The following is a 20,843-nucleotide window of genomic DNA, read 5'->3' as shown; positions in this document are numbered from 1 at the left end:
CGGCCCGAACGTTTGGCGATAAGTCATCGGCGCGGGAGAATCCCGGGGCTTTGCGAAATGCGGCCACGAAAACAACAAGCTGAAGCTTTTCTGGAGCGCCGGAAAACCATCGGCCGGAGCAGGAGGACAGGCGACTCGCATCTTTGAGTTCTCATTGTTCCTCTTGCGCCGATTAACCAATGAACATTTCAGTTCCAGCTCCGAAGCAAAATCAGCGCGACCGCGCCAGGGGCGTCAGCGTCCTGCTCGGGCCGACGAACACCGGCAAGACGCATTTCGCCATCGAGCGAATGCTGTCCCATCCCAGCGGAATGATAGGCCTGCCGCTGCGGCTTCTCGCCCGCGAAGTCTATCAGCGCGCCGTCGAAAAGGCGGGGTCCGCGGCGGTCGCCCTCATTACCGGCGAAGAAAAGATCAAGCCGAAAACGGCGCGCTACTTTATCTCGACGGTCGAGGCGATGCCCCGCGATCTCGAGGTCTCTTTTGTCGCCGTCGATGAAATCCAGCTCGCCGCCGACCTTGACCGCGGCCATGTCTTCACCGACCGGCTGTTGCGCCGTCGCGGCCAGGACGAGACGCTGCTGATCGGAGCGGCGACAATGCAGCGCGCGGTCGAGGAACTCCTGCCGGGCGTTAAAATCGCCTCACGCCCGCGTTTGTCCGCGCTGAGCTTCGCGGGCGAAAAGAAAATGACCCGTCTTCCCCGGCGCAGCGCGATCGTCGCTTTTTCGGCGGAGGAAGTCTATGCGATCGCCGAATGGATCAGACGTCAGCGGGGCGGGGCCGCGGTCGTCCTTGGCGCGCTCTCGCCGCGGACCCGGAACGCCCAGGTCGAGATGTTTCAAAACGGCGACGTGGATTACATCGTCGCCACCGACGCCATCGGCATGGGCCTGAATCTCGACGTCGATCATATCGCCTTCGCGGCCGACCGGAAATTCGACGGCTGGCAGCACCGCCGCCTCAATCCGGCGGAACTGGCGCAGATCGCCGGACGAGCCGGGCGGCATACGCGCGACGGCACGTTCGGCACGACAGGCCGCTGCGCCCCGTTCGACGCCGAGATCGTCGAGGCGCTGGAGGAGCACCGGTTCGATTTTGTCCGCACGTTGCAATGGCGCAATACCGATCTCGATTTTTCCTCGATCCGGGACCTTGCGGCCTCCCTGGACGTTCTTCCAGGGGAGCGCCGGCTCACCCGGGCGCCGCTCGCCGAAGACCAGATGGTTCTCGACATCGCCGCCCGCAACGAAAAAGCCGCGCGCGAGGCGTGTACGCGTCAGGACATCGCAAGGCTTTGGGAATGTTGTCAGATTCCGGATTACCGGAAGCTTTCGCCGGCCGCGCATGCGGACCTTGTCCTGTCGATTTTCGGATTCGTCGTCCGGGCGGGATATATCCCGGACGACTGGTTCGTCCGGCACATCAGCGCCCTCGACCGGGTCGATGGAGATCTTGGCGCGCTGTCCGCGCGGATCGCGGAAGTCCGGACCTGGACCTTTGTCGCCAACCGTTCGGACTGGCTTCGCGATCCGGAGCATTGGCAGAGCGTCGCGCGTCAGGTAGAGGACAGGCTGTCGGACGCGTTGCACGAACGGCTCGCCCAAAGGTTCGTCGACCGCCGGACGAGCGTGCTTATGCGCCGCTTGAGGGAGAACGCCATGTTGGAAGCGGAAGTCACCGCCAGCGGCGATGTGCTGGTTGAAGGCCAGCATGTTGGCCAACTCAACGGATTTCGTTTCACCGGAGACCCGCAAGCGGTCGGCGAGGCCGCGAAAGCCTTGAACGCCGCCGCGCAGAAGGCTCTCGCGGGGGAAATCGAAGGCAGGGCCACGCGCGTTCACGAGGCCGTCGACGAAGCGTTCGTGCTGGCCAATGACGGAATTATCCGCTGGCTCGGCGAACCTGTGGCGAAAATCGCGCCGGGCGGGCATGTGCTCGAACCCCGGGCCTGCATCCTCGCCGACGATCACCTCACTGGACCGGCGCTCGAAATGGCGCAGCGCCGGCTGGATCTCTGGCTTGCGCAGCACGTCAAGAAGCTGCTCGGCCCGCTTGCCGAACTCGAGGCCGGAGCAGGGCTCGAGGGGATTGCCCGCGGCATCGCTTTCCAGGTCGCCGAATCGCTTGGCGTGCTGGAGCGGTCCAAGGTCGCGGACGATCTCAAGAACCTTCCCCAGGAGGCTCGCGCCGCCTTGCGCAAGTTCGGGATCCGTTTCGGCGCCTATCATCTTTATCTGCCGAATTTGCTGAAACCGGCTCCGCGCGCGCTCGCGGCGCAGCTTTGGGCGCTGAAGAACGGCGGCGTCGAGGAGGTCAAGGGTCTCGACGACGTTCCTCATCTGGCCGCTTCAGGGCGAACCTCGTTCATCGCGGACAAGGAGGTTCAAAGAGGCCTCTACCGGGCGGCCGGTTTCCGCGTCTGCGGCGATCGCGCCGTGCGCGTCGACATATTGGAACGGCTCGCCGACCTGATCCGTCCCGCGATCGCCTACCGTCCAGGGGTCACGGCCGGCGATCCGCCCGTCGGGGCCGCCGACGACGACGGCTTTGTCATCACCGTTGCGATGACCTCGCTGGCGGGTTGCTCGGGCGAGAGTTTCGCGACGATTCTGCGCTCGCTCGGCTATGTGCTCGATCGCCGCAAAGGTCCGGCGATCACCGCGCCGCTGCGTCCTCTCGCCGCGATGGAGCCCGCGGCGCCGGGTGTTGTCGACCTCGCGAGTCCGGAGGACGCTGAGGGCGAGCCAAATCCCGAGGCCGCGGCCGTCGAGAGCGACGGTCCGCCAAAAACCGCCATCCTGGAAACAGATCCGACTGAAACCCGCCAAACCGAAGAACTCGCCAGCGAGGATCCGTCGGCCGCCGCCGCCGATTCCGCACAGCTCGTCGAAGAGGTCCGCGGTCCGGTCAGCGAGGAGGAGAGTCCGCAAGACCTCACGGGCCGGGAATCGGCCAACGAGCCGGCCTGCGTCGAGCACAGGGACTTCGAGGACTCGCGCGTCGCCGCCGCCGCGCCGCCCGCGGCGTCCGAAACGGTAGTCCCGGACATGGTTCGGGATTTTGACGCTGCGCCTGCCGAGGACACGCCTGCCGAGGACACGCCTGCCGAGGACACGCCTGCCGAGGACACGCCTGCAGAGCCGCCGATGATCGATGTCTGGCGGCCGCACCGGCAACATCACCATGCGCGCCGGCCCGAGGGGCGCGCGAACAGGAGGCCGGAAAAGCGTGAAGCCGGCGCCGTCGCGGTTCCTGACGCTGAACAGGCGGAGGGCGGGGCCCGCAACCGGCGGCCGACGGCGGCAGGCCGTCCTTCGGGCCAGGACCATCGCAGGGGCGGACAAAATCGCGCCGGCAAGGGTGAGGCTCTTCCCGCCTCCGCCGAGACGCTTCAAACCGGCGGCGAAGACCGTGCGCAAGACCGCGGGCAAAGCCAGAACGGCGCCCGGCCTGCCGGCCGGGTTCAGACTCAGCACCGCCCGCAGGGCCAGGGGCGCGGGCGCTTCGAAGGCCACGACCGGCGCGAGGGAGGCGGGGGACAACAAAGGTTCGGGACGGACGAACGCAGACATGGGCGGAACCTGCAAGCGGGCGGAGGCGAGAAACGTTCGAACGAACGGCCGCCCGATCCCGATTCGCCCTTCGCCAAACTGCTTGTGCTGAAGGCGCGTTTGGAGGAAAAAACGACCAAGGAAAGCTGAACCCGTTCGCGGCGGCGCAATCGCGAAACCGCCCGGACTCTCCAAAGGGCGGCGCACGCTCCCGTTCGGCTGACGGCTGAGGCCGAAATCAATTGCCTCTACGGTATGATAGGGTAAGCTTCCGCCAGCAGATTGGGCCTTGGTCTGCCGGACTGTTCGCGGATTTTTAGCCTGGGAGAGAATTGATGCGCGCCGATTTCGTTCTCAGCGTGGTCGCCGTGATGGTTTTTGGAGCGCCTGCGTCGGCGTGGGCTCAAGCGACCCCGGCTGGGCCTGTCGCCCCGGTCCTTCAAAGAGGCGGCGGCATCGCGGGCACGGGCCTTGGCGCCAACGCCGCAGGCGGACGCTCGGCCCTGGTGGTGAGCGGTGTGGGGCACATTGGCGCCGGAACCGGCGGACTTAGTCTGGGCGTTGGAAACGCCTTCGGCGGCATCAACGATACCGCGATTGGCGTCGGCGCTGGCGGACTGCGCGACGCCTCCTCCTGGGGCACGATGACGGGCGGCATCCTGGGGAACGGACGCGGCCTCGGCATCGGCAGCGGGGGCCTGAAAGACACTTCAGCAGGAAGCGCCGGAATCAACACCGGCGGCATTAGCGGCAGCGCCATCGGCGTCGGAACTGGCGGCCTCAGGGATCTGACCAGTTTGGGCGCGGGGACCGGCGGCTCCTCCGAAGGGCTTAACGCCCCACGCTTCCGCTTTGTTCAATAGAGATCGGTCGGTCCGGACGATGCGCCTCGCATAGTTCGACGACAGGCGCGCTTCGTCGCGTCTGCGGCTTGGCCTGCGCGGCTTGGTCTGGACGATTGGCGTGCGACGAAACGCGCGACGTCTCCGAATCGTCGGACCGCGGCCTTAATTTTGCGCAATTACCAGCCGAAAAATTTTCCCACTTGGTTAAACGGCTTGTTTCGGGTCCGCGGGGATCGAGGGCGGCGGCGAGGCTTTCGTTCGCACACCGCCGCCTGAGGGCGGACAAAATCTTCCTATTTACGGCGCAGCTAACGCTTATCCGCCGGGATCGGCAGCCGGAACGGGGATTGTTGCGCCTCGGCGGCGCTAAAACAAAAAAATGGAGCTTGCGAGCATGCAAACGAAGTTACTTGAAATTCGCGATCAATCCGGGCGGATTCCGGTTCTGGCGATGGAGATTGGGCCAAGGACCGAGGCCGGAGCGGAATTGCTTCAGCGGTTTGGGCTGGCTGCCGAGAGGGGCGTCGTTGTCGTGAACCTGAAAAACCAGACGGCGCTGAGGGATTCTTTCACCTGGGAGAACAACTCGGCCATGCAGATCGCGCATGCCTATATAGACGGCCGGTTCGAGCAACTGACCGACGGCGATGTCGTCGATGTAGAGTTTATCCTCGGCGAGACGCCGAAGGGCGGCGATCCGTTCAAGGAATAAGCCATACCGGCGTACGCGACCTTTATGTTCAGAACGACCAAAGGTCAGGGATCGCGGATCTGATCCGAAGGCTCCGGCTGCGGCGTCTTCAGCCCCGCCGGCGCGCGCGCGGCGATCGCCTCATCCGGCGCAAGGTTTTGAACGTCCGCCGCGGGCTCGCTGAAATTGCCGAGAACATACGCTCGTCCGGCCCGGCCAAGAATCGTCACGCCATCGCCGGCCTTGATGCGCGTCGCCGGATCGGGCCGTTCCGCGGAACGGCTGCCGGATTGTTCGATCGCGATAATAAAGAACGACCGTTCCGCCTTGCGCTCGATCTCGTCCACGGTGAGGCCGCAAAAAGCGCTTCCCTCGGCCGCGACGACCACTTCGATCTCGAGGCCGAGCGTGCGCAGATCAAGCTCCAGCTGACGGCGCCGTTCCGAATATTGAATGATCCCGGCGATCGCCGGAAAGAGGATCATCGAGGCGACCTGTTCGGCGCCGATATGAGCCGGTAGCACCACGGCGTTGGCGCCGGCCTGAAGAAGCTTTTTCTCGGTCGACGGCTCCTCGCCCCGCGCGATGATCTGGATCGTCTTGTTCAGGCTGCGGGCGCTGAGCGTGATAAAGACGTTGACCGGGTCGGAGGAAACGACGGTCGCCAGCGCTCTCGCGCGTTCGATGCCCGCCTGTTTCAACACGCTTTCCTCGGCGGCGTCGAGATTGATGCAAAGATATCCGAGCGCCTGCGCCTCGACAAAGCGGGTGTGGTTAGGCTCGATGATGACGAACTGGGAATTGCCCGCCCGCAGCTCCTTGGCGAGCATGGCGCCAGTGCGGCCGAAGCCGCAGATGATGACATGATCCTTCAATACGTCGATCTGTTTGTTCATGCGGGTCAGCCCGAGCATCTGCTGGAGTTGGGAAAGCGTGATGAACTGGACCAGCGCGCCGGTGAGGAAGATCATTCCTGTACAGCCAAGCGCCATAAGCAGGATCGTGATCGCGCGCAGTTCGATCGTATCGAGGGGATGGACTTCGCCGTAGCCGACGGTGAAAACCGTCAGCACCACCATAAAGAGCGAGTCGCCGAAATTCCACCCGCTGTGCATGTAGCCAGCCAGGGCGAGAGCGCTGACGGCCAGCACAAAGATCACGCCGTAGATAAGGTTGTTCGCCCGGGAATCGAAAATCGATCTCATCTGACCGGGAACCGCCACTTCCTTTACAAGGGCGAAAGATCGGTCCTGGACCGACCTTCTTTCAGCTTCGTTGAAAAGCCGGACGAAAAACGCCGCCGCCTGCCTTGCGATCTGCGTAGAGAGAGCCCGCGCGGAAAAACAGGGAATTCAGGAGCGCTGGTCTGACCATTCGAGGTCGCGGCGCCGATCCTCAGCGGCTGCAAGCTTAGCCCTGATTGTACCAAAAGGCCATGGCGTGGATCAAGGTTAGCTGGGAATCGTTATCCCAGGCGCGGCCTCGCCCATGAACTGGGCGGGGAGCTGGGCTCGGCCGGTTTCGTGGAGCCCAGGATCTGAAGTCGTCACCAGTCGCTACCGGCCTTGTAATGATATTGCGAACAGACAAGCCAACCTTTGAGCGGCCGCAACGGAAGCACACAAAGGACGATCAGCAGCGGCAGCGTCGTCACGAGATGTATCCACCAGGGCGGCTCGTGGACCGCGTCGAGCCACAGCGCAAACCCTAGGATCGGGAAAGCCATCGCGGACATGGCGAAAAAGGCGGGCCCGTCGGCGGGATCGGCGAATCCGTAATCCAGTCCGCACTTCTCGCACCGCGGCGCAAGCTTAAGGAAGCCGCTGAACAGACGGCCTTCGCCGCAGCGCGGGCATCGGCCTCGAATGCCGGTAAAGATGGGGCTTGGTTCAGTGTCTGCCATTCCCCGACGTCTAGTCCGGGGAGCGGGAACATGCAATGCGCGAGGATCGATTTGCCCGAAATCAGGAATCGGTCCGGCGCAAGACGGACCGTGCGATCGTCAAATGGCGCACTGTGACAGGCAATGATGAGAACTACGTTTACGCTATAGCTCTCTCTTGAGCGGAGTTCGAATCCCCCGTGGTCCGACAGGGTGTCGCATTGCAGGAAATCGTGCGACAGCATTTCAATATTTTCAATTGGTTACGACTGCACGAAACTCGCGAATTTGCATGAAACGGTGAGAATGGCGTGACGAATTTGCGCGAAATGTGCGAATGACGGTTCCCGATGTTTGCGAACGATTCGACCCTGGCTTCGTCGACGTCGACCGGCGCGCGCCATTCACCATCAATGGCGCAACGCCACTTGTCGTACCCTTGACGATCCGAATGGCTCTGCTCGCGGCGCTCTCTCGCATCCAGAACGATTCGGACCTTTACACGCGCATGGAGAAATCGTGCAGTGGTCGGGAAAGCATTTGGTCCGACGCCGTGAAGATCAAGCTGCTCACCGACGCCCATCCGTCATTCTCATATTTGCAGCAAATACGAGACGCAAGCCCGTTTTGGTCTCGCCATTTCCAGCAGCGGCCGTCCGAAACCGGGGTAGTCTCACGCTTTCGTGCAAAGTGACAGCTGTTCTCGATCGGCGGCAAGAGCAGAGCGAACGCCGCCGCGAGCATATTGCGGAACTGAACAAGCGCGCCGCCGAATCGGACCTGCGCCTCAAACGCCTCTACGACGCCATCGAAGCCGGTGTGGCCGACATCGGCGATCCGGCGCTCAAGGACCGCATCGACGGGCTCAAGGCCATGCGCGATCAGGCCAGAGCCGACGCCGAACGCGCGCAGGCGCTGCTGGAAAACTTCGGCGGCAAGGCTGTCACGCCGCAAATGCTGCGCAAGTTTGCTGAAACCGCGCACCAGCGCATCCGGGTCGACGGCGGCGGCTATCCTCGAGCGAGCGTTGATGGGCGATGAAGGACTCAGACTGCATGAAGAACAGCGAAAACGCCGCCATGCCGATGTCGACCATCGGAGAGACGACGTCTGCGCCCTTCCACTTGTCCGGAAAGGTCGAGCAAACGCCGCGCAGGCCGTCCAGAAGCTCCTCGAGAATCAGCACCCCGACGGTGAATCAGAAAACTCGCTCCCGCGAAAGCGATTTCTCCCAACTCAAGCTGAGCTATTGAGAACTGCTGACCGGAAAGGCGCCGACTTGTCGAAAGCGCCCAATCGAAGCATGTTTGACCTCGAACCCTCGGCTATCTGGCAAATGTCGGATTAGGAGTTAAAGATGGCATCTGAAGGCAACGGACCAATATTTGAGGCGATATCAAATAGCTTCCGGTCTCATAGGGACCGCCTATTAAAAGGCGCGATCATGGAATGCCGTTCACGCGTTACTGGTATATTTAATATTATAGATCTGGGTGGGTCGTATAAATATTGGGATCGGATTGGATTTGATTTTCTTGAGTCGGCAAACATAAACATAACTTGTGTCAATCATATCAGGAGTGAATTATTTGCGTCAGAGCCCAAAACTGAAAGAATAACATTTGTTGTCGCCGACGCATGCAATTTGGATTTTTACAAAGATAGCAGTTTTGACTTCGTCCATTCAAATAGTGTCATTGAACATGTCGGTCGCTGGAGTGAAATGCGCGCCTTTGCGAAGGAGGTACGTCGGTTGGCGCCGGCCTATTACATTCAGACACCTTATTTTTGGTTTCCAATTGATCCGCATTTTTATCGCGTGCCGTTCTATCACTGGATGCCAGAATCCCTCAGGCTGAAAATTATAAGGCGAATGAAGGTCGGTTGGTCGTTGGCAATACCGGATCTCGATGACGCAATGGCCGCGGTCGAATCTGCGGTGATTCTCGATGCCAGCCAATTCCGCTCGCTCTTTCCCGATGCAGAAATCAGTTTTGAGCGTTTCGCTCTTTTCCCGAAGTCGTTGATCGCTATTAGGAGATGAAAAGCAAAGTGTTCAAGGCAGGTGTCTTTGCCCGCCAAGCGGCTACTGCTTCCCCTCCCATTCAGCGCAAACGCGGCCCGCGCAGGGGCGTGGCGGGCGCTTGATCGGCTTCCGGCAGCGCTGGGCGATCCGGGGGAATGCCGACATATGATCGCAGTCAGATGTCAAGCGTGACCGATGCCCAGGCACGCCTCGGAAGTCGGGTTAACGCGGTTTTAGGCTGGTTTTGGGTTGACGGCGTGTCGTGATTCCCTGGGCTGTGTGATTCGGGGGGAGCACGACCATGGACGATCTGATTTTCGAGCTTGCCGACGAGGAAATCCCACGCGACCGGCTGGCCTTGTTGCTCGATCACTTCTCGAAGCTCTCGGACGAACGCGAGTCGTGGCGCGTCATGTATCCCCTCGCCGAGGTCCTGTTGCTGCTGACTTGTGCAACAATTTGTTCTTGCGACGATTTCGATGAGATCACCACCTGGGGCGAGAGCCATCTTCCCTTTCTGCGCCGCTTCTCCGAGTTCCACTTCGGCATTCCCAGCCAGCGCTGGCTGCGCGATCTCGTCAACCGCATCGATCCGATCCTGTTCGGGCAGTGTTTCGAGAGCTGGATCGCGGCGCTTTCGCCGGGTCGCCACGATCTCATCGCCATCGACGGCAAGACCTCGCGGCGCACAGGCGACAAACGCAAGGGCTTGAAGGCGCTGCATACGCTCAGCGCTTACGCCACGAACGCCCGGCTGACCTTGGCGCAGCTTTCCGTTCCAGAGAAAACCAGGTCGTGTCCCCAGCAGTGGTGTAGCTCGGCTTGCGGCGGTCATCGGAACTGCCGATGACCGATGAGATGATGAACCTGCGCGCGCTCGTAGAGAAGGCCCCCGACGATATTTTGCGCGAGATGATCGGCTTCGCCGCCGAGCGCTTGATGGAGCTTGAGGTCGGAGCCCTGACGGGCGCGGGTTATGGGGAAAAGAACCCTGAGCGCTTGGCTCAGCGCAACGGCTACCGCGACCGGATTTGGGAAACCCGGGCCGGAGCCGTCGAGCTGCGCATCCCCAAGCTGCGCAAGGGCAGCTATTTTCCGGGCTTCCTGGAGCCGCGCCGGATGGCCGAGAAGGCGCTGACCGCCGTCATTCAGGAAGCCTACATCCAGGGCGTCTCGACGCGCTCGGTCGACGATCTGGTCAAGGCGCTCGGCATGAGCGGCGTTTCCAAGAGCCAGGTCAGCCGGCTGTGCGAGGAGATCGACGAGCGGGTCACGGCCTTCCTGGAGCAGCCCATCGAAGGCGACTGGCCCTATCTCTGGATCGACGCCACCTATGTCAAAGCCCGGCAGAACGGCCGTGTCGTCTCACGGGCGGCGATCATCGCCGTGGGCGTCAACGCCGACGGACGTCGCGAGGTGCTCGGCATGGACATCGGCCCATCGGAAGCCGAGACTTTTTGGACTGAGTTCCTGCGCAAGCTGCGTCGCCGGGGCTTGCGCGGCGTGAAGCTCGTCATTTCCGACGCACATGAAGGCCTGAAGGCCGCCGTAGCTAAAGTCCTGCAATCGAGCTGGCAGCGCTGCCGCGTTCACTTCATGCGCAATGCGCTCGCTCATGCGGGCAAGAGCGGGCGACGCGTCGTCTCCGCCTTCATCGCCACCGCCTTTGCGCAGGACGACGCCGAGGCCGCCAAGTCGCAATGGCGCAAGGTCGCCAATCAACTCCGCCCCAAGCTGCCGAAGCTCGCCGTTCTGATGGATGACGCCGAGGCCGATGTACTCGCCTTCATGAGCTTCCCGCCGGCCCATCGCACCAAACTGCACTCGACCAACCCCATCGAGCGCCTCTCAGAGCGGGAGGCCGCGTCAGCTTCTGGAACGCTTCAGTTACAATCTGCATGTTGGTTTTGTTCCAGTTGTTGACGTTTGATCGGGCCGCGCGAGGTCAGACGAGCGAGTTGATCTCGGAAGGCGCCGGCAGCTGCTATCCAACAAAAATGCTCTATCGATTCGACCCTTGACTTCGCAATCAAGTTTTGGAAAACTTTATCTTGCACGCGTCAGGTACTGCCCGTCATGGGTGACCCTCAGGGTTCATGAGCGCCGTTCTCCAGAACGGACCGCCGGTGTGTTTCTTGCACTCACTTCTCGCAAGGGACAAACCCATGTCTGACTTAAAAGCAATTATCATCGGTGCTGGTCTGGGCGGGCTTACGCTTGCCCAACCACTGCTCCGCGCCGAGATCGCGGTCGAGCTGTTCGAGCGCATTCGAGCGCCCGCAGGGCTATCGACTCCATCTCGACGGCGATGCGATCGATGCGGCACGCGAGGTGCTGACGCCGCACTCTACGCGGCATTCGAGGCGACATCATTCCGCACTGAGCCGTTTACGACCATCCTTGCGACCGATCTGACAGCGTTGAAACGCCTGCCGACGGGGATTGAGCACGATCCGGCAGTCTGGCCGACGCGCGAGGGACAGGTAGAGCATGCCAATGTCGATCGCGCGACGCTGCGCCAGCTCCTGCTCGCCGGTCTCGACAACCGCATCCACTATGGCAAGACGCTCATACGATATGAAAGCGATGGCGAAGGGGTGACGGCCTTCTTAAAGGACGGCGCCCAGATGCGTGGCGACGTTCTGGTCGGCGCTGAGACGGTATCCGGTCTGTGGTCAGGCGTCAGCGCGCACCTCAATGCAAGACCGTCGATGCCGGTATTACCGCGATCTATGGCAAGGTCGCTCTCGACGAGGCCGCGAGCATCGTTCCACGCGAGACGCTTGAGGACATCTTCACGATCGCCTCAGATGAACGGAAGGTGTTTCTCGGCGCTGGCAGCGTCCGCTCCAACGCCGCCGGATGACGCAGCAGAGGCCTGCATGCCGGGTCTGTCGTTGCGCCCGCAGCCTGATTATGTTGTCTGCATTGTAGGCGGTCGACACGAATTCTTTCCTTCGGGCCTGCATGAGGCGTCAGGCGCCGAACTCCAGCAGGTGGCGGCCGAAGCGCTCGGAGCATGGCCCGAACAAGCAGGAGCGCTTGTCCGCGCCGGCGATCCGGCCGCCTTCTTCCTGATCGAGATGTATACCAGCGTGCCATGCGCGCTCGACACGCCCGTCAGCGTCACGCTGCTCGGCGATGCGGTTCATGCCATGACGCCGACGCTGGGCCGGGGCGCCAACGTGGCCATGCGCGACGGCGCGCTGCTCGGCCGGGCGCTCCGCGACGTTGCCGCCGGGCGGCGGACCCTCGGCGCGGCGCTTGCCGATTACGAGCGCGAGATGGTCGCGTATGGCTTCGCGGTCGTTCGCGAGGCGGCAGAGATCGGCAGGCAGCGCATGGCGCAAAATCCGCTGCCCGCCTGACGGCGGGAGCGGACTCAATAGCTGGATTTTGTCGTGAAGCGTGTCGCGCAAAAAAATCAACTCTATTGCGCGATACGCTTCAAATCAGCAACGCCAGGATACTGGCCCGCCTTGGCGCCTCCCGATAGACGGCACACGTCCGGCTTATCGCGGTTCGTAGCTCGTCAGGCGTTTAAAACGCGCAGCAGCTTCGGCATGATCGGAGTCATGACAATCACGCTTCGTCTCGCCGGACCCGGCGACCTCGCAACCGTCCAGGAGATCGTCCGTGCGGCCTACAACCACTATATCGCTCGCATCGGACGCGAACCCGGGCCCATGTTCAACGATTACGCCACTCTACCGGCTGTTTACGTTCACTTGATGAGTGTCTTCAGGGGAGCCTGTGTGAAAGCTCCCGCAGCCCGGCGATGATAGCGTCGACATAGAAGTCAAAGCTATCCGTCATCGGCTTATCGGCTCCGCGCTAGCCGCAGTCTCTTTGCGAAACCGCGCAGGGAATATCGAGCGCGCGTCCCCTCGACATTCGGCTTCGAAGGCGGCGGCGCACGCAGTCATGCTGGTAGCGCCTCACTTGGTGGCGCTGATCATTGATGGATTGCGTTACCGCGCAATCAAGGACACTTGAGTGGCCAAGAAGACTATCGACCAGAGAAGTGACACCAGGTGTTTAGACTCAGCATGTGGAGTAGATCTATCATCTTCACAGCGGAGGGAGCTTTGGGACAGGTTCTTTACGGCAGCGCCAAGACCACGCACTCCATTTGAGTGGAACTATAGCGATCAGATGCTTCGGCCGCGAAGCTTGCCGAGCGTTTTGGGATCAACGAGAAGACCGTCCTGGAAGTGGCGCCGTCGGCAGTCCGTCGAAGACATGCCGATGGATAAATCGGAACTGCTTCAAAGCCTCGCCGCCGCTTCCAGAGGGGAATCGGCGGCTTTGACGGTTCGCAGTTCTGTACTGAAATGGCGCACCCGAGAGGATTCGAACCTCTGGCCTCTGCCTTCGGAGGGCAGCGCTCTATCCAGCTGAGCTACGGGTGCCTTGCGCTCACGGAAGCGAACGCATGCGGCGCATCTTACCTGTCGAAATGCGCCGCGCCAACCCTGTTCTTGGCGGATGCGTCTGAGTTTCGGCCCTGCCCACGGCCGCGAAGCCGAAATTCCGGCAGGACCGTTTCGCAAGCGCGCTCATCGCCAAAAGAGTGAGCTGAAATTCCTAGAGCGCTTTCCGATCGCATGACGTCATGCGATCAATCAGAAATCGCTCCAGAAAGCTCGAGCATAGTCTTATCGATTGGATTGATTCAGTCCGATCGGAATATGCTCTAGTGAAGAGTGGGGAGAGTGGGGTCGCCGCGCAGCTTGGCGATTTCGTCCTTAAGCTGCAGCTTGCGGCGCTTCAATTCGGCCAGTTTCAGCTCATCTGAGGCGGGATGCACCAGCGCCTTTTCAATTTCCTTATCGAGCGCGTCATGACGCTGCTCCAGAGCGGCCAAATGATTTTCAAGAGACATGCAGAACTCCATTGTAAGGACCACGCACAGGTCGAAGTGTGCCACAGCATTCTGGTTTTGCGAAGATCATTTCGCAAAACCGTTTCACTTTTGCGGCCGGAGCGCTTTCCGATCGCATGAAGTCATGCGGTCGATCAGAAATCGCTCCAGAGTCAAAGGCTTGAGCATATTCTTGTCGATTGGATTGATTCACTCCGATCGGAATATGCTCATAGCGCTTTCCGATCGCATGAATCATGCGATCGATCAGAAATCGCTCCAGAGTCAAAGGCTTGAGCATATTCTTGTCGATTGGATTGATTCACTCCGATCGGAATATGCTCTCGGACGGGGCGTCTGGTTGCGAGGCCGTCTGCGCGGCGTCCATGGCGAACAAAGGTTATTCCGGCGCTGGTTAACGCTTGCTTCGCCGGACCGGGGAAAAGACGCCGAACCTGCGCGAAACTTGGCCTTGCCGCAGCCCCGCGCCGACCTTATCTTCGCCCCCGCCTGGCGCCCCGGCCGGCCGGAGCCTGAAGCCCCGCATCGCAGAAGGTCCAAAGACGATTTCGGACGGACCTCCATCCATTGAACGCCGCCTTGTCGCTCGGCCTTTCCACGAAGGGCGGGCAAGAGCGTTAGCAGGCTTGAGGATCGTCGGCCATGGCGGATAAACTAAGCGGCGAGGAGCGCGCCCTGCTGGAAGCGGAACTTGAACATTTGCGCCAGGAGCACCGCGACCTCGACACGGCGATCGAGGCGCTTCTGCATCTTGGCGTCATCGATCAGCTGCAGGTGCAGCGGCTGAAAAAACGCAAACTTCTTCTCAAGGACCGGTTGTCCTTTATCGAGGATCAGCTGACGCCCGACATTATCGCCTGAACGGCGGCCTTGATCGCCTGAACCAGGATCTGGCGCAGACTTCGGCGTTCAAAGCTTCTCGATGCGGGCCAGGGTGAAGAGCCCGAACGGCGGCAGTTTACGCCGCTCCACCAGGCGGACGTTCGGGTTAGCGTCGATCCAGTCGCCAAGAATCGACCAGGGGAATTCCGGGCGCCAGCCAAGTTCGGCGCTGAGCTTTCCAAGCCCTCGTTCGATCCACGCGATCGGCCCCTTAGCGGCGCCGATATGGTTGACGAGGATGATTTCGCCGCCGGGTTTCACGACGCGCGCCAGTTCGTCGAGCGTAACCTCGGGTTCTGGCACGACGGTTAGCACAAAGGGAGCGACGGCCGCGTCGAAATGGTCGTCCGGAAAAGCGAGGTTCGTCGCGTCCATGACGAGAAGTCCCTCCACGTTCGCCAAGTGCTTGGCTACGGCCCGGCTTTGCGCCCGGCGCAGCATCGGCTCGGACAGATCGACGCCGATCAGCCGCGTGCGATGGTCGAACATCGGCAGTTCGAGGCCCGTGCCGACTCCGACGTCGAGCACCTGGCCGAAAGGCCTGTCGGCCGCGGCGGCCACCGCCTTGCGTCCTGGATACATCGCCAGAGTGAAGACAAGATCATAGACCGGGGCCCAGCGCGCGTAGGACCGTTTGACGTCCTTGTTGCCCAGCGAGGGCCTTGCGTCCGCCGCCTGAGCGCCTGCGGCGGCCGAAAGCGCACTTTCGCCCGAGGATTGGTCCGCATCGTCAAAAAAAGGGGTCTTCTCCACGCGCGTCCTCCAGCTCCAGGTCCATTTTTCTTTTTATCAGCGCCGGCCGTTGGAAGCGGCGCCATTGTCAGGTTCCGGCGGACAGAGCCGGCGCCGCACAGGCGGAAACGGTCGAATGGATGAAGCCGCCGCCCAATACCCGGGCCTGCGGCTGATCCGATTCATAAAAGACGCAGGCCTGACCGGGCGAGACCCCGTCCTCGTCGTGGACGAACTCGACAAAACATTCGTCCTCCCGGAGGTAAAGGGCGCCCGGCGCGGGCGGGCGCGTCGAGCGGACCCGGACGAAGAGATCAAATCCCTCCTTGGCGCGATCTTCCATGTCTCCCGGACCGATCCAGTTGACATCGCGCAGATAGGCGACTCGCGTCGCGAGCGCGGCGCGCGGCCCGACCACGACGCGGCCGGCGGCTGCGTCAAGTTTGACGACGTAAAGCGGTTCGCCAGCGCCGCCAAGGCCAAGGCCGCGCCTCTGCCCGATGGTGTAATGAATGACGCCGCCATGGCGCCCGAGCACGCGACCGTCGAGATGAACGATATCTCCCGGCGCGGCCGCTCCGGGCGACAGCCGCTCGATCATGTCGGCGTATTTTCCCTCGGGCACGAAACAAATGTCCTGGCTGTCGGCCTTGTCGGCGACGAGCAGCCCGAACCGTCGGGCCAGGGCGCGGACTTCGGTCTTGGGCAGATCGCCGAGCGGGAAGCGCAACTTTGCGAGCTGCCGCCGCGTGGTCGCGAATAAAAAGTAACTCTGGTCTCGGGTCATATCGGCGGCGCGGTAAAGCGCGCGCTGCCCGGACTCGTCCGCTCTTGAAGACACATAATGGCCGGTGGCCAGAACGTCGGCGCCAAGATCCTGCGCCATTTCGAAGAGATCGGCGAATTTGATGTCGCTGTTGCACGAGACGCAGGGGATCGGCGTTTCGCCCATCGCATAGCTTTGAGCGAACGGATCGATGATCTTCGCCTTGAACCGTTCTTCGTAATCGAGCACGTAATGGGGAATATCGAGGCGGGCGGCGACGAGGCGGGCGTCGCGGATGTCCTGACCAGCGCAGCACGAGCCCGCGCGATGAACCGCGGCTCCGTGATCATAAAGCTGCATGGTCACGCCGATGACGTCGTAGCCCTCTTCCTTGAGGAGAGCGGCGGCGACCGAGGAATCGACGCCGCCCGACATCGCGACGACGACTCGCGTGTGCGCCGAAGATTTACGCAGGCCGAGGCTGTTGAGCGGCGCCGCGCCGCCCTGGTTTCCGTTCATCGTATCGCCGTCCGCTCCCATCGACCGCAGGCGCATGTTCGAGCTTGCCCCGGCCGGCCGACCCGCCGGCTGCGTCAAAATGACCTCATCTCATACAACCTCCTGCCGCCGGTGCGCAATCGGTCGTCTCGAAGCTTTGATGATCGCCGCGCAAGGCTCAACGCTTAGAGTGCCCGGATGAAAGAATGCTCAGGGTCGCCGGACGCGATCAATAGATGTTTCCGAAAGATTAAAGTTCAGCAAGTCGATCTGCGCTCAAACCTGCAAAATTCCGGTTTAGGCAAATCTTAAGTCGCCCGTTTTAGTGTGTCTCGCAACAAGGTCCGTCTGGTGCGTGAGTATTGATTATGTCTGAACCACATCGTCTCCGGGCAAAATATGTCATTGGCCCGGACGGCAGCCCATTGACCATCGCCGATCTCCCCCCGGCGACCACCAAGCGCTGGGTCATCCGGCGCAAGGCGGAGGTGGTGGCCGCCGTGCGCGGCGGGCTTCTCTCCCTGGAAGAAGCCTGCCACCGCTATACCTTGACCGTCGACGAATTCCTGTCCTGGCAGATGTCGATCGATCAGCATGGCCTCGCCGGCCTGCGCACGACGCGGATTCAGCAATACAGGCTTTGACCAAGGCGGCCGTCGCGCTCGACATGGACGCGCTCGACAAAGCTAATCTTTCCCGGCGTCTTCTCCATCCAGCTGGTGGCGCATGATGAACGGCGCCTGCGAGAGCATGAACAGCGCGAGAATGATGAATATCCCGGGAAACTTGAACGCGACCCAGACATCGTTCGACTGGGTCCGCCACACAATTTCGTTCAGGATCGCCAGAGCGAAGAAAAACGCGCCCCAGCGCACCGTCAGCAAGCGCCAGCCGCGCTCGGTCAAGGCCATGGCGTTGTTGAAAATAAACGGCAGGAACAGCCGGTTCATCGCCAGGCCGATGAAAAGCGCCGCGCCGAAAAGCGAGTAGATGACGGTCACCTTCATCTTGATGAAGGTCGTATCCTGCAGATAGAGGGTCAGGCCGCCGAAGGCGACCGCCAGAACCGCAGTCACGAGCGGGACGATCGGCAGACGCCCTGTCTCCGCGAAAGACACGGTGAGGGCGATGACGACGCTGACCATCAAAACGCTGGTCGCTGTGAAGAGCGCCGCGTTCGGCCCCGCCAGCAGCTCCGGCGACAGGACGCGGGCGAGGAGCGGTTCGAAAAGCCTCGGCCGCGCATTGGCGACGAAAAAAAGCGCTAGCGGCCCGAATTCGACGCCCATCTTGAGCCAGGGCGACAGCTCGGCGTCAGTGGCCGCCTTCTCCTTGGCGGCGCCGCTCAACTTGGTGTCCGGGCGCAGGGTTCCGCTCATGAAAGCCGGCTTTCCTTGTCGTCGCTATGTTAATTTGGCTTCTTCATTAATGCGTTTTTGAGTTGGCGTGAAGCGCCTAGCCCTCGATCCCGGCGATCGCGCGGGCGAACTCGCGGGCCGTGAAGGGCTCGAGATCGCCGGCCGTTTCGCCAACGCCAATATAATGGATCGGGAGGTGAAACTTGTCGGTGATGGCGACAAGAATGCCGCCGCGAGCGGTTCCGTCGAGCTTGGTCATCACGAGGCCGGTGACGCCCGCGACCCGGCCGAAGATTTCGACCTGACTGAGCGCATTCTGCCCGACCGTCGCGTCGAGTACCAGAAGCACGGCATGGGGAGCGCTCTCGTCGACTTTCCGGACCACGCGGATGATCTTGTCGAGTTCGGCCATCAGCTCCGCCCGGTTTTGCAGCCGCCCCGCCGTGTCGATGAGAACCACGTCGTCGCCGCGTTCGCGCGCCGCCTTGACCGCGTCGAACGCCAGCGCCGACGCGTCGGCGCCTTGTTCGCGGTAGATGACCGGGCAGGACAGGCGTTCGCCCCAGATGCGCAATTGCATGACGGCGGCCGCGCGGAACGTGTCGCCGGCAGCGAGCAAAACCTTGCGTCCCTCCCCGGAGAATTGCGAGGCGAGCTTGCCGATGGTCGTCGTCTTGCCGGAGCCGTTCACGCCGACGACCAGAATGACAAAAGGCTTTTCGCCCGTGTCGACGTCGAGCGGCTTCGCATAGGGGCCAAGGACACGTTCGACTTCAGTGGCGAGGATGTCCTTGACCTCCTCAATCTCGACGTTCTTGTCATAGCGGCCTTTGCCGACGATCTGCGCGATCCGCGCCGCCGTGGCGACGCCGAGATCGGCGCGAATCAGAACGTCTTCGAGATCGTCGAGCATTCCGCTGTCAAGCTTGCGCTTGGTGAAAATCGCGATCAGTCCGGCCCCGATCGAATTCGAGGAGCGCGCGAGGCCTTCGCGCAGCCTTGTCCACCAGCTGCGTTTCTGCCCTTCGGCGATCGGCGGCATCGGCGCAAAAGAGAGCGGACTGGGGTCGGCCTGCGGCGGCGCTTCCGTCTCGAAAGGCGCGTCCGGTAAGGCTTCGTCGACCTCAGTCACATCCTGGGGAGCGGCCTCGTCAAACGGTCCGGCGGACGCGTCGCGCTCTTGCTCCAGCGCTTGCGCCAAGGGTTCCTCAGTGGAAGGCGGAGGCGCAGCGGGAGCCTCCTTGCGCCCGAAGACCCTTGAAAACAGGCCCCCTTTCGGCTTGGCGGCGGTTTCGCCTTCTTCGCTGCTGGGCTTGGCCATCGAATTCCTTCTTGGTGATTAAACCGCTCGCGGCGCGCCGGCCTCGGGCAAGCCGCAGGAGGCAAAGCCTATGATCTGCGGCCTCGCGACAACTTCACTGATCCTGTCTATATAAGTTCGCGCGCGCGATGGAGAATTTTTTCGGCCTGCCGCGGCCTGCCTCACGCCAATGGAGCCATGCGTCCCGTGGTCACGCGCAGCATTTGCGCCCGCGACTCAAGCTCGGCGAAGGTTGCCGCGTCCGCCCCGGTAAGCCAGATCTGGCCCCCAAGATTTGCGAGCAGATCGTAGAGGGCGCTGCGGCGGAGGGGATCGAAATGCGCCGCGATTTCGTCGAGCAGGATGAGAGGCGCGATTCCGCTCGCCGCTTCGACGAGCCTGGCGTGAGCCAGAACGAGGCCGACGAGCAGCGCCTTCTGTTCGCCGGTCGAAGCCTGCGCCGCCTCGGCGCCCTTGGGTCCGTGCCGGACCTGCAGATCGCTCGCCTGGGGCCCGATCAGCGTGCGCCCGGCCGCCGCGTCGCGTGTCCGATTGGCGCGCAGCATCCCCCGGAAGAGATCCTCGGCCTCGAGTGCCGGCCGCTCTCCCACGAGGGCTTCGATCTCCCCGCGCAGGGCGAGGCCCGCCCATGGAAACGGCGAATCGCGTTCGCGCCCGGCGAGGATCAGCGCCGAGAGCCGGGCGAGCGTTTCGACCCGCGCGGCGGCGATTGCGACGCCAAGTTCCGCGACCTCGCGTTCGATGGCGTCGAGCCAGGCCCCGTCGCCGGCGCTTCGGCCTTCCTCCAGCAACCGATTGCGCCCGCGCAGCGCGCGCTCGAACGCGTTGACCCTCGCCCCGTGCTCCGGATCGAGAGCCAGCACCAGCCGGTCGAGAAATCGCCGCCGCTCCCCCGCCGGCCCTGTGAACAATCCATCCATCGCCGGCGTCAGCCAGACGACGCGAACATGACCGCCGAAGGCGCGTATGGAGGGGGCCGGCTCGCGGTCGATCCTGAATTTCCGCGCCGGCGGCGCCTCCGGCTGCGGTTCGAGGCCGGTCCCGAGCCGAACCTTTCCGCCGGGCCCGGACAATTCCACTGAAACCGCGAAACCGCCGCCGCCGCCCTTGCGGGCGCAATCGGCCAGCTCGGCCCGGCGCAGGCCGCGCCCCGGCGAGAGCAGCGACAAGGCTTCGAGCGCGTTGGTTTTTCCAGCGCCATTGTCGCCGGTCAGGACGACAATATGGTCGGAAATCTCCACGTCGAGCGTGGCGAATGAGCGGAAATCGGCGAGCGCCAGCCGCCGGACGCCTGTTCCGGCGAAGCCCAGAGGAAATCCCGCGCCCGCAGGCGGCGAGGTCGTCATGGTCCTCATCATTTCACTTGCGGCTTCGCCTCCGCGACCGGAAGCCCTTGACCGCCC

The 20,843-nt window shown here is 62.4% G+C and carries 21 protein-coding genes, 1 tRNA gene and 1 pseudogene; 12 read left to right on the top strand and 11 right to left on the bottom strand.

The annotated features are described in order from the left end of the window. Positions 1–179 precede the first annotated feature (179 nt). The 3 genes from BM177_RS00285 to BM177_RS00275 all read left to right on the top strand — a co-directional run bounded on the left by BM177_RS00285 (position 180) and on the right by BM177_RS00275 (position 5,111). A complete protein-coding gene (locus BM177_RS00285; protein ID WP_091675701.1) occupies positions 180–3,704 on the top strand; it encodes a helicase-related protein in 3,525 nt (1,174 codons plus the stop codon). Positions 3,705–3,889: 185 nt separating this feature from the next. Continuing rightward, a complete protein-coding gene (locus BM177_RS00280) occupies positions 3,890–4,417 on the top strand; it encodes a hypothetical protein (protein WP_091675697.1) in 528 nt (175 codons plus the stop codon). 376 nt (positions 4,418–4,793) lie between these two features. Then, positions 4,794–5,111, top strand: coding sequence for a hypothetical protein (locus tag BM177_RS00275; protein WP_139223456.1), 318 nt, complete (start codon positions 4,794–4,796; stop codon positions 5,109–5,111). Between the two features lie 44 nt (positions 5,112–5,155). On the opposite strand, the gene BM177_RS00270 is transcribed toward BM177_RS00275, so the two are convergent. Together BM177_RS00270 and BM177_RS00265 are read right to left on the bottom strand one after the other, a co-directional pair. Then, positions 5,156–6,295: a potassium channel family protein gene (locus tag BM177_RS00270; RefSeq protein ID WP_091675692.1), complete on the bottom strand. Its 1,140-nt coding sequence runs from the start codon at positions 6,293–6,295 to the stop codon at positions 5,156–5,158. Between the two features lie 341 nt (positions 6,296–6,636). Beyond that, a complete protein-coding gene (locus tag BM177_RS00265; RefSeq protein ID WP_091675687.1) occupies positions 6,637–6,993 on the bottom strand; it encodes a DUF983 domain-containing protein in 357 nt (118 codons plus the stop codon). Between the two features lie 498 nt (positions 6,994–7,491). Here BM177_RS00265 and BM177_RS20440 point away from each other — a divergent pair, with 498 nt between their 5' ends. From BM177_RS20440 to BM177_RS00235, 4 genes and pseudogenes are all read left to right on the top strand, one after another. Then, positions 7,492–8,013, top strand: coding sequence for a hypothetical protein (locus tag BM177_RS20440; protein WP_244532008.1), 522 nt, complete (start codon positions 7,492–7,494; stop codon positions 8,011–8,013). A 316-nt stretch (positions 8,014–8,329) separates the two neighbouring features. Beyond that, complete coding sequence (locus BM177_RS00245; protein ID WP_091675675.1) at positions 8,330–9,016, top strand: class I SAM-dependent methyltransferase; 687 nt, start codon at positions 8,330–8,332, stop codon at positions 9,014–9,016. A gap of 283 nt (positions 9,017–9,299) precedes the next feature. Then, positions 9,300–9,848: an ISAs1 family transposase gene (locus tag BM177_RS00240; protein WP_091675672.1), complete on the top strand. Its 549-nt coding sequence runs from the start codon at positions 9,300–9,302 to the stop codon at positions 9,846–9,848. Next, positions 9,845–10,849, top strand: a pseudogene (locus BM177_RS00235) (IS256 family transposase); the annotation flags it as partial. The gene BM177_RS00240 and the pseudogene BM177_RS00235, both read left to right, overlap by 4 nt. A gap of 518 nt (positions 10,850–11,367) precedes the next feature. Here BM177_RS00235 and BM177_RS20330 read toward each other — a convergent pair. Beyond that, complete coding sequence (locus BM177_RS20330) at positions 11,368–11,553, bottom strand: hypothetical protein (protein WP_210185870.1); 186 nt, start codon at positions 11,551–11,553, stop codon at positions 11,368–11,370. Positions 11,554–11,669: 116 nt separating this feature from the next. Between BM177_RS20330 and BM177_RS20325 the strand changes: the two genes are divergently transcribed. The 3 genes from BM177_RS20325 (at position 11,670) to BM177_RS00225 (ending at position 12,780) form a co-directional block, all read left to right on the top strand. Next, positions 11,670–11,864 (top strand): hypothetical protein, encoded by a 195-nt coding sequence (locus BM177_RS20325; RefSeq protein ID WP_210185869.1) that lies wholly within the window; start codon positions 11,670–11,672, stop codon positions 11,862–11,864. A gap of 16 nt (positions 11,865–11,880) precedes the next feature. After that, positions 11,881–12,366, top strand: a complete 486-nt coding sequence (locus tag BM177_RS20320) for an FAD-dependent oxidoreductase (RefSeq protein ID WP_210185868.1) — start codon at positions 11,881–11,883, stop codon at positions 12,364–12,366. 207 nt (positions 12,367–12,573) lie between these two features. Beyond that, positions 12,574–12,780, top strand: coding sequence for a hypothetical protein (locus BM177_RS00225; protein WP_139223455.1), 207 nt, complete (start codon positions 12,574–12,576; stop codon positions 12,778–12,780). Between the two features lie 553 nt (positions 12,781–13,333). Here BM177_RS00225 and BM177_RS00220 read toward each other — a convergent pair. From BM177_RS00220 to BM177_RS19375, 3 genes are all read right to left on the bottom strand, one after another. Further along, positions 13,334–13,410 (bottom strand) — tRNA-Arg (locus tag BM177_RS00220). A gap of 284 nt (positions 13,411–13,694) precedes the next feature. Then, entirely contained in the window at positions 13,695–13,883 is a 189-nt protein-coding gene (locus BM177_RS00215; RefSeq protein ID WP_091677250.1) for a YdcH family protein, read from the bottom strand. Further along, entirely contained in the window at positions 13,873–14,163 is a 291-nt protein-coding gene (locus BM177_RS19375) for a hypothetical protein (protein ID WP_139223454.1), read from the bottom strand. Before BM177_RS19375 ends, BM177_RS00215 begins: the two co-directional genes overlap by 11 nt. 362 nt (positions 14,164–14,525) lie before the next feature. Here BM177_RS19375 and BM177_RS00205 point away from each other — a divergent pair, with 362 nt between their 5' ends. Further along, positions 14,526–14,744 (top strand): YdcH family protein, encoded by a 219-nt coding sequence (locus tag BM177_RS00205; protein ID WP_091675664.1) that lies wholly within the window; start codon positions 14,526–14,528, stop codon positions 14,742–14,744. Between the two features lie 48 nt (positions 14,745–14,792). Here BM177_RS00205 and BM177_RS00200 read toward each other — a convergent pair whose 3' ends face one another. Further along, the gene (locus tag BM177_RS00200; RefSeq protein WP_244532049.1) at positions 14,793–15,419 is read right to left on the bottom strand and encodes a class I SAM-dependent methyltransferase; all 627 of its coding nucleotides are present in this window, start codon (positions 15,417–15,419) and stop codon (positions 14,793–14,795) included. A 166-nt stretch (positions 15,420–15,585) separates the two neighbouring features. Next, on the bottom strand, positions 15,586–16,782 hold the full coding sequence (gene mnmA / locus BM177_RS00195) for a tRNA 2-thiouridine(34) synthase MnmA (RefSeq protein ID WP_091677244.1): 1,197 nt from the start codon (positions 16,780–16,782) through the stop codon (positions 15,586–15,588). Positions 16,783–17,129: 347 nt separating this feature from the next. Between mnmA and sciP the strand changes: the two genes are divergently transcribed. Further along, positions 17,130–17,405: a CtrA inhibitor SciP gene (sciP, locus tag BM177_RS00190; protein ID WP_091675660.1), complete on the top strand. Its 276-nt coding sequence runs from the start codon at positions 17,130–17,132 to the stop codon at positions 17,403–17,405. A 42-nt stretch (positions 17,406–17,447) separates the two neighbouring features. Here sciP and BM177_RS00185 read toward each other — a convergent pair whose 3' ends face one another. From BM177_RS00185 to recF, 3 genes are all read right to left on the bottom strand, one after another. Continuing rightward, positions 17,448–18,140: a septation protein A gene (locus tag BM177_RS00185; RefSeq protein ID WP_091675656.1), complete on the bottom strand. Its 693-nt coding sequence runs from the start codon at positions 18,138–18,140 to the stop codon at positions 17,448–17,450. Positions 18,141–18,216: 76 nt separating this feature from the next. Next, a complete protein-coding gene (gene ftsY / locus BM177_RS00180) occupies positions 18,217–19,440 on the bottom strand; it encodes a signal recognition particle-docking protein FtsY (protein ID WP_091675651.1) in 1,224 nt (407 codons plus the stop codon). Between the two features lie 161 nt (positions 19,441–19,601). Further along, the gene (gene recF, locus BM177_RS00175) at positions 19,602–20,786 is read right to left on the bottom strand and encodes a DNA replication/repair protein RecF (protein WP_091677241.1); all 1,185 of its coding nucleotides are present in this window, start codon (positions 20,784–20,786) and stop codon (positions 19,602–19,604) included. Between the last annotated feature and the right edge of the window lie 57 nt (positions 20,787–20,843).

Source organism: Methylocapsa palsarum, assembly GCF_900114285.1.
Classification (GTDB): Bacteria; Pseudomonadota; Alphaproteobacteria; order Rhizobiales; family Beijerinckiaceae; genus Methylocapsa; species Methylocapsa palsarum.
The sequence above is the reverse complement of the archived record's forward strand: the minus strand, read 5'-3'. Positions and strand labels throughout refer to the sequence as shown.

What these genes read in the sequence shown, in the direction of transcription:
- BM177_RS00285 (WP_091675701.1), top strand. Translation starts at nt 180, where the DNA reads ATGAACATTTCAGTTCCAGCTCCGAAGCAAAATCAGCGCGACCGCGCC.
- BM177_RS00280 (WP_091675697.1), top strand. Translation starts at nt 3,890, where the DNA reads ATGCGCGCCGATTTCGTTCTCAGCGTGGTCGCCGTGATGGTTTTTGGA.
- BM177_RS00275 (WP_139223456.1), top strand. Translation starts at nt 4,794, where the DNA reads ATGCAAACGAAGTTACTTGAAATTCGCGATCAATCCGGGCGGATTCCG.
- BM177_RS00270 (WP_091675692.1), bottom strand. Translation starts at nt 6,295, where the DNA reads ATGAGATCGATTTTCGATTCCCGGGCGAACAACCTTATCTACGGCGTG.
- BM177_RS00265 (WP_091675687.1), bottom strand. Translation starts at nt 6,993, where the DNA reads ATGGCAGACACTGAACCAAGCCCCATCTTTACCGGCATTCGAGGCCGA.
- BM177_RS00245 (WP_091675675.1), top strand. Translation starts at nt 8,330, where the DNA reads ATGGCATCTGAAGGCAACGGACCAATATTTGAGGCGATATCAAATAGC.
- BM177_RS00240 (WP_091675672.1), top strand. Translation starts at nt 9,300, where the DNA reads ATGGACGATCTGATTTTCGAGCTTGCCGACGAGGAAATCCCACGCGAC.
- BM177_RS20320 (WP_210185868.1), top strand. Translation starts at nt 11,881, where the DNA reads ATGCCGGGTCTGTCGTTGCGCCCGCAGCCTGATTATGTTGTCTGCATT.
- BM177_RS00225 (WP_139223455.1), top strand. Translation starts at nt 12,574, where the DNA reads ATGACAATCACGCTTCGTCTCGCCGGACCCGGCGACCTCGCAACCGTC.
- BM177_RS00215 (WP_091677250.1), bottom strand. Translation starts at nt 13,883, where the DNA reads ATGTCTCTTGAAAATCATTTGGCCGCTCTGGAGCAGCGTCATGACGCG.
- BM177_RS19375 (WP_139223454.1), bottom strand. Translation starts at nt 14,163, where the DNA reads ATGCTCAAGCCTTTGACTCTGGAGCGATTTCTGATCGATCGCATGATT.
- BM177_RS00205 (WP_091675664.1), top strand. Translation starts at nt 14,526, where the DNA reads ATGGCGGATAAACTAAGCGGCGAGGAGCGCGCCCTGCTGGAAGCGGAA.
- mnmA (WP_091677244.1), bottom strand. Translation starts at nt 16,782, where the DNA reads ATGAACGGAAACCAGGGCGGCGCGGCGCCGCTCAACAGCCTCGGCCTG.
- sciP (WP_091675660.1), top strand. Translation starts at nt 17,130, where the DNA reads ATGTCTGAACCACATCGTCTCCGGGCAAAATATGTCATTGGCCCGGAC.
- BM177_RS00185 (WP_091675656.1), bottom strand. Translation starts at nt 18,140, where the DNA reads ATGAGCGGAACCCTGCGCCCGGACACCAAGTTGAGCGGCGCCGCCAAG.
- ftsY (WP_091675651.1), bottom strand. Translation starts at nt 19,440, where the DNA reads ATGGCCAAGCCCAGCAGCGAAGAAGGCGAAACCGCCGCCAAGCCGAAA.
- recF (WP_091677241.1), bottom strand. Translation starts at nt 20,786, where the DNA reads ATGACGACCTCGCCGCCTGCGGGCGCGGGATTTCCTCTGGGCTTCGCC.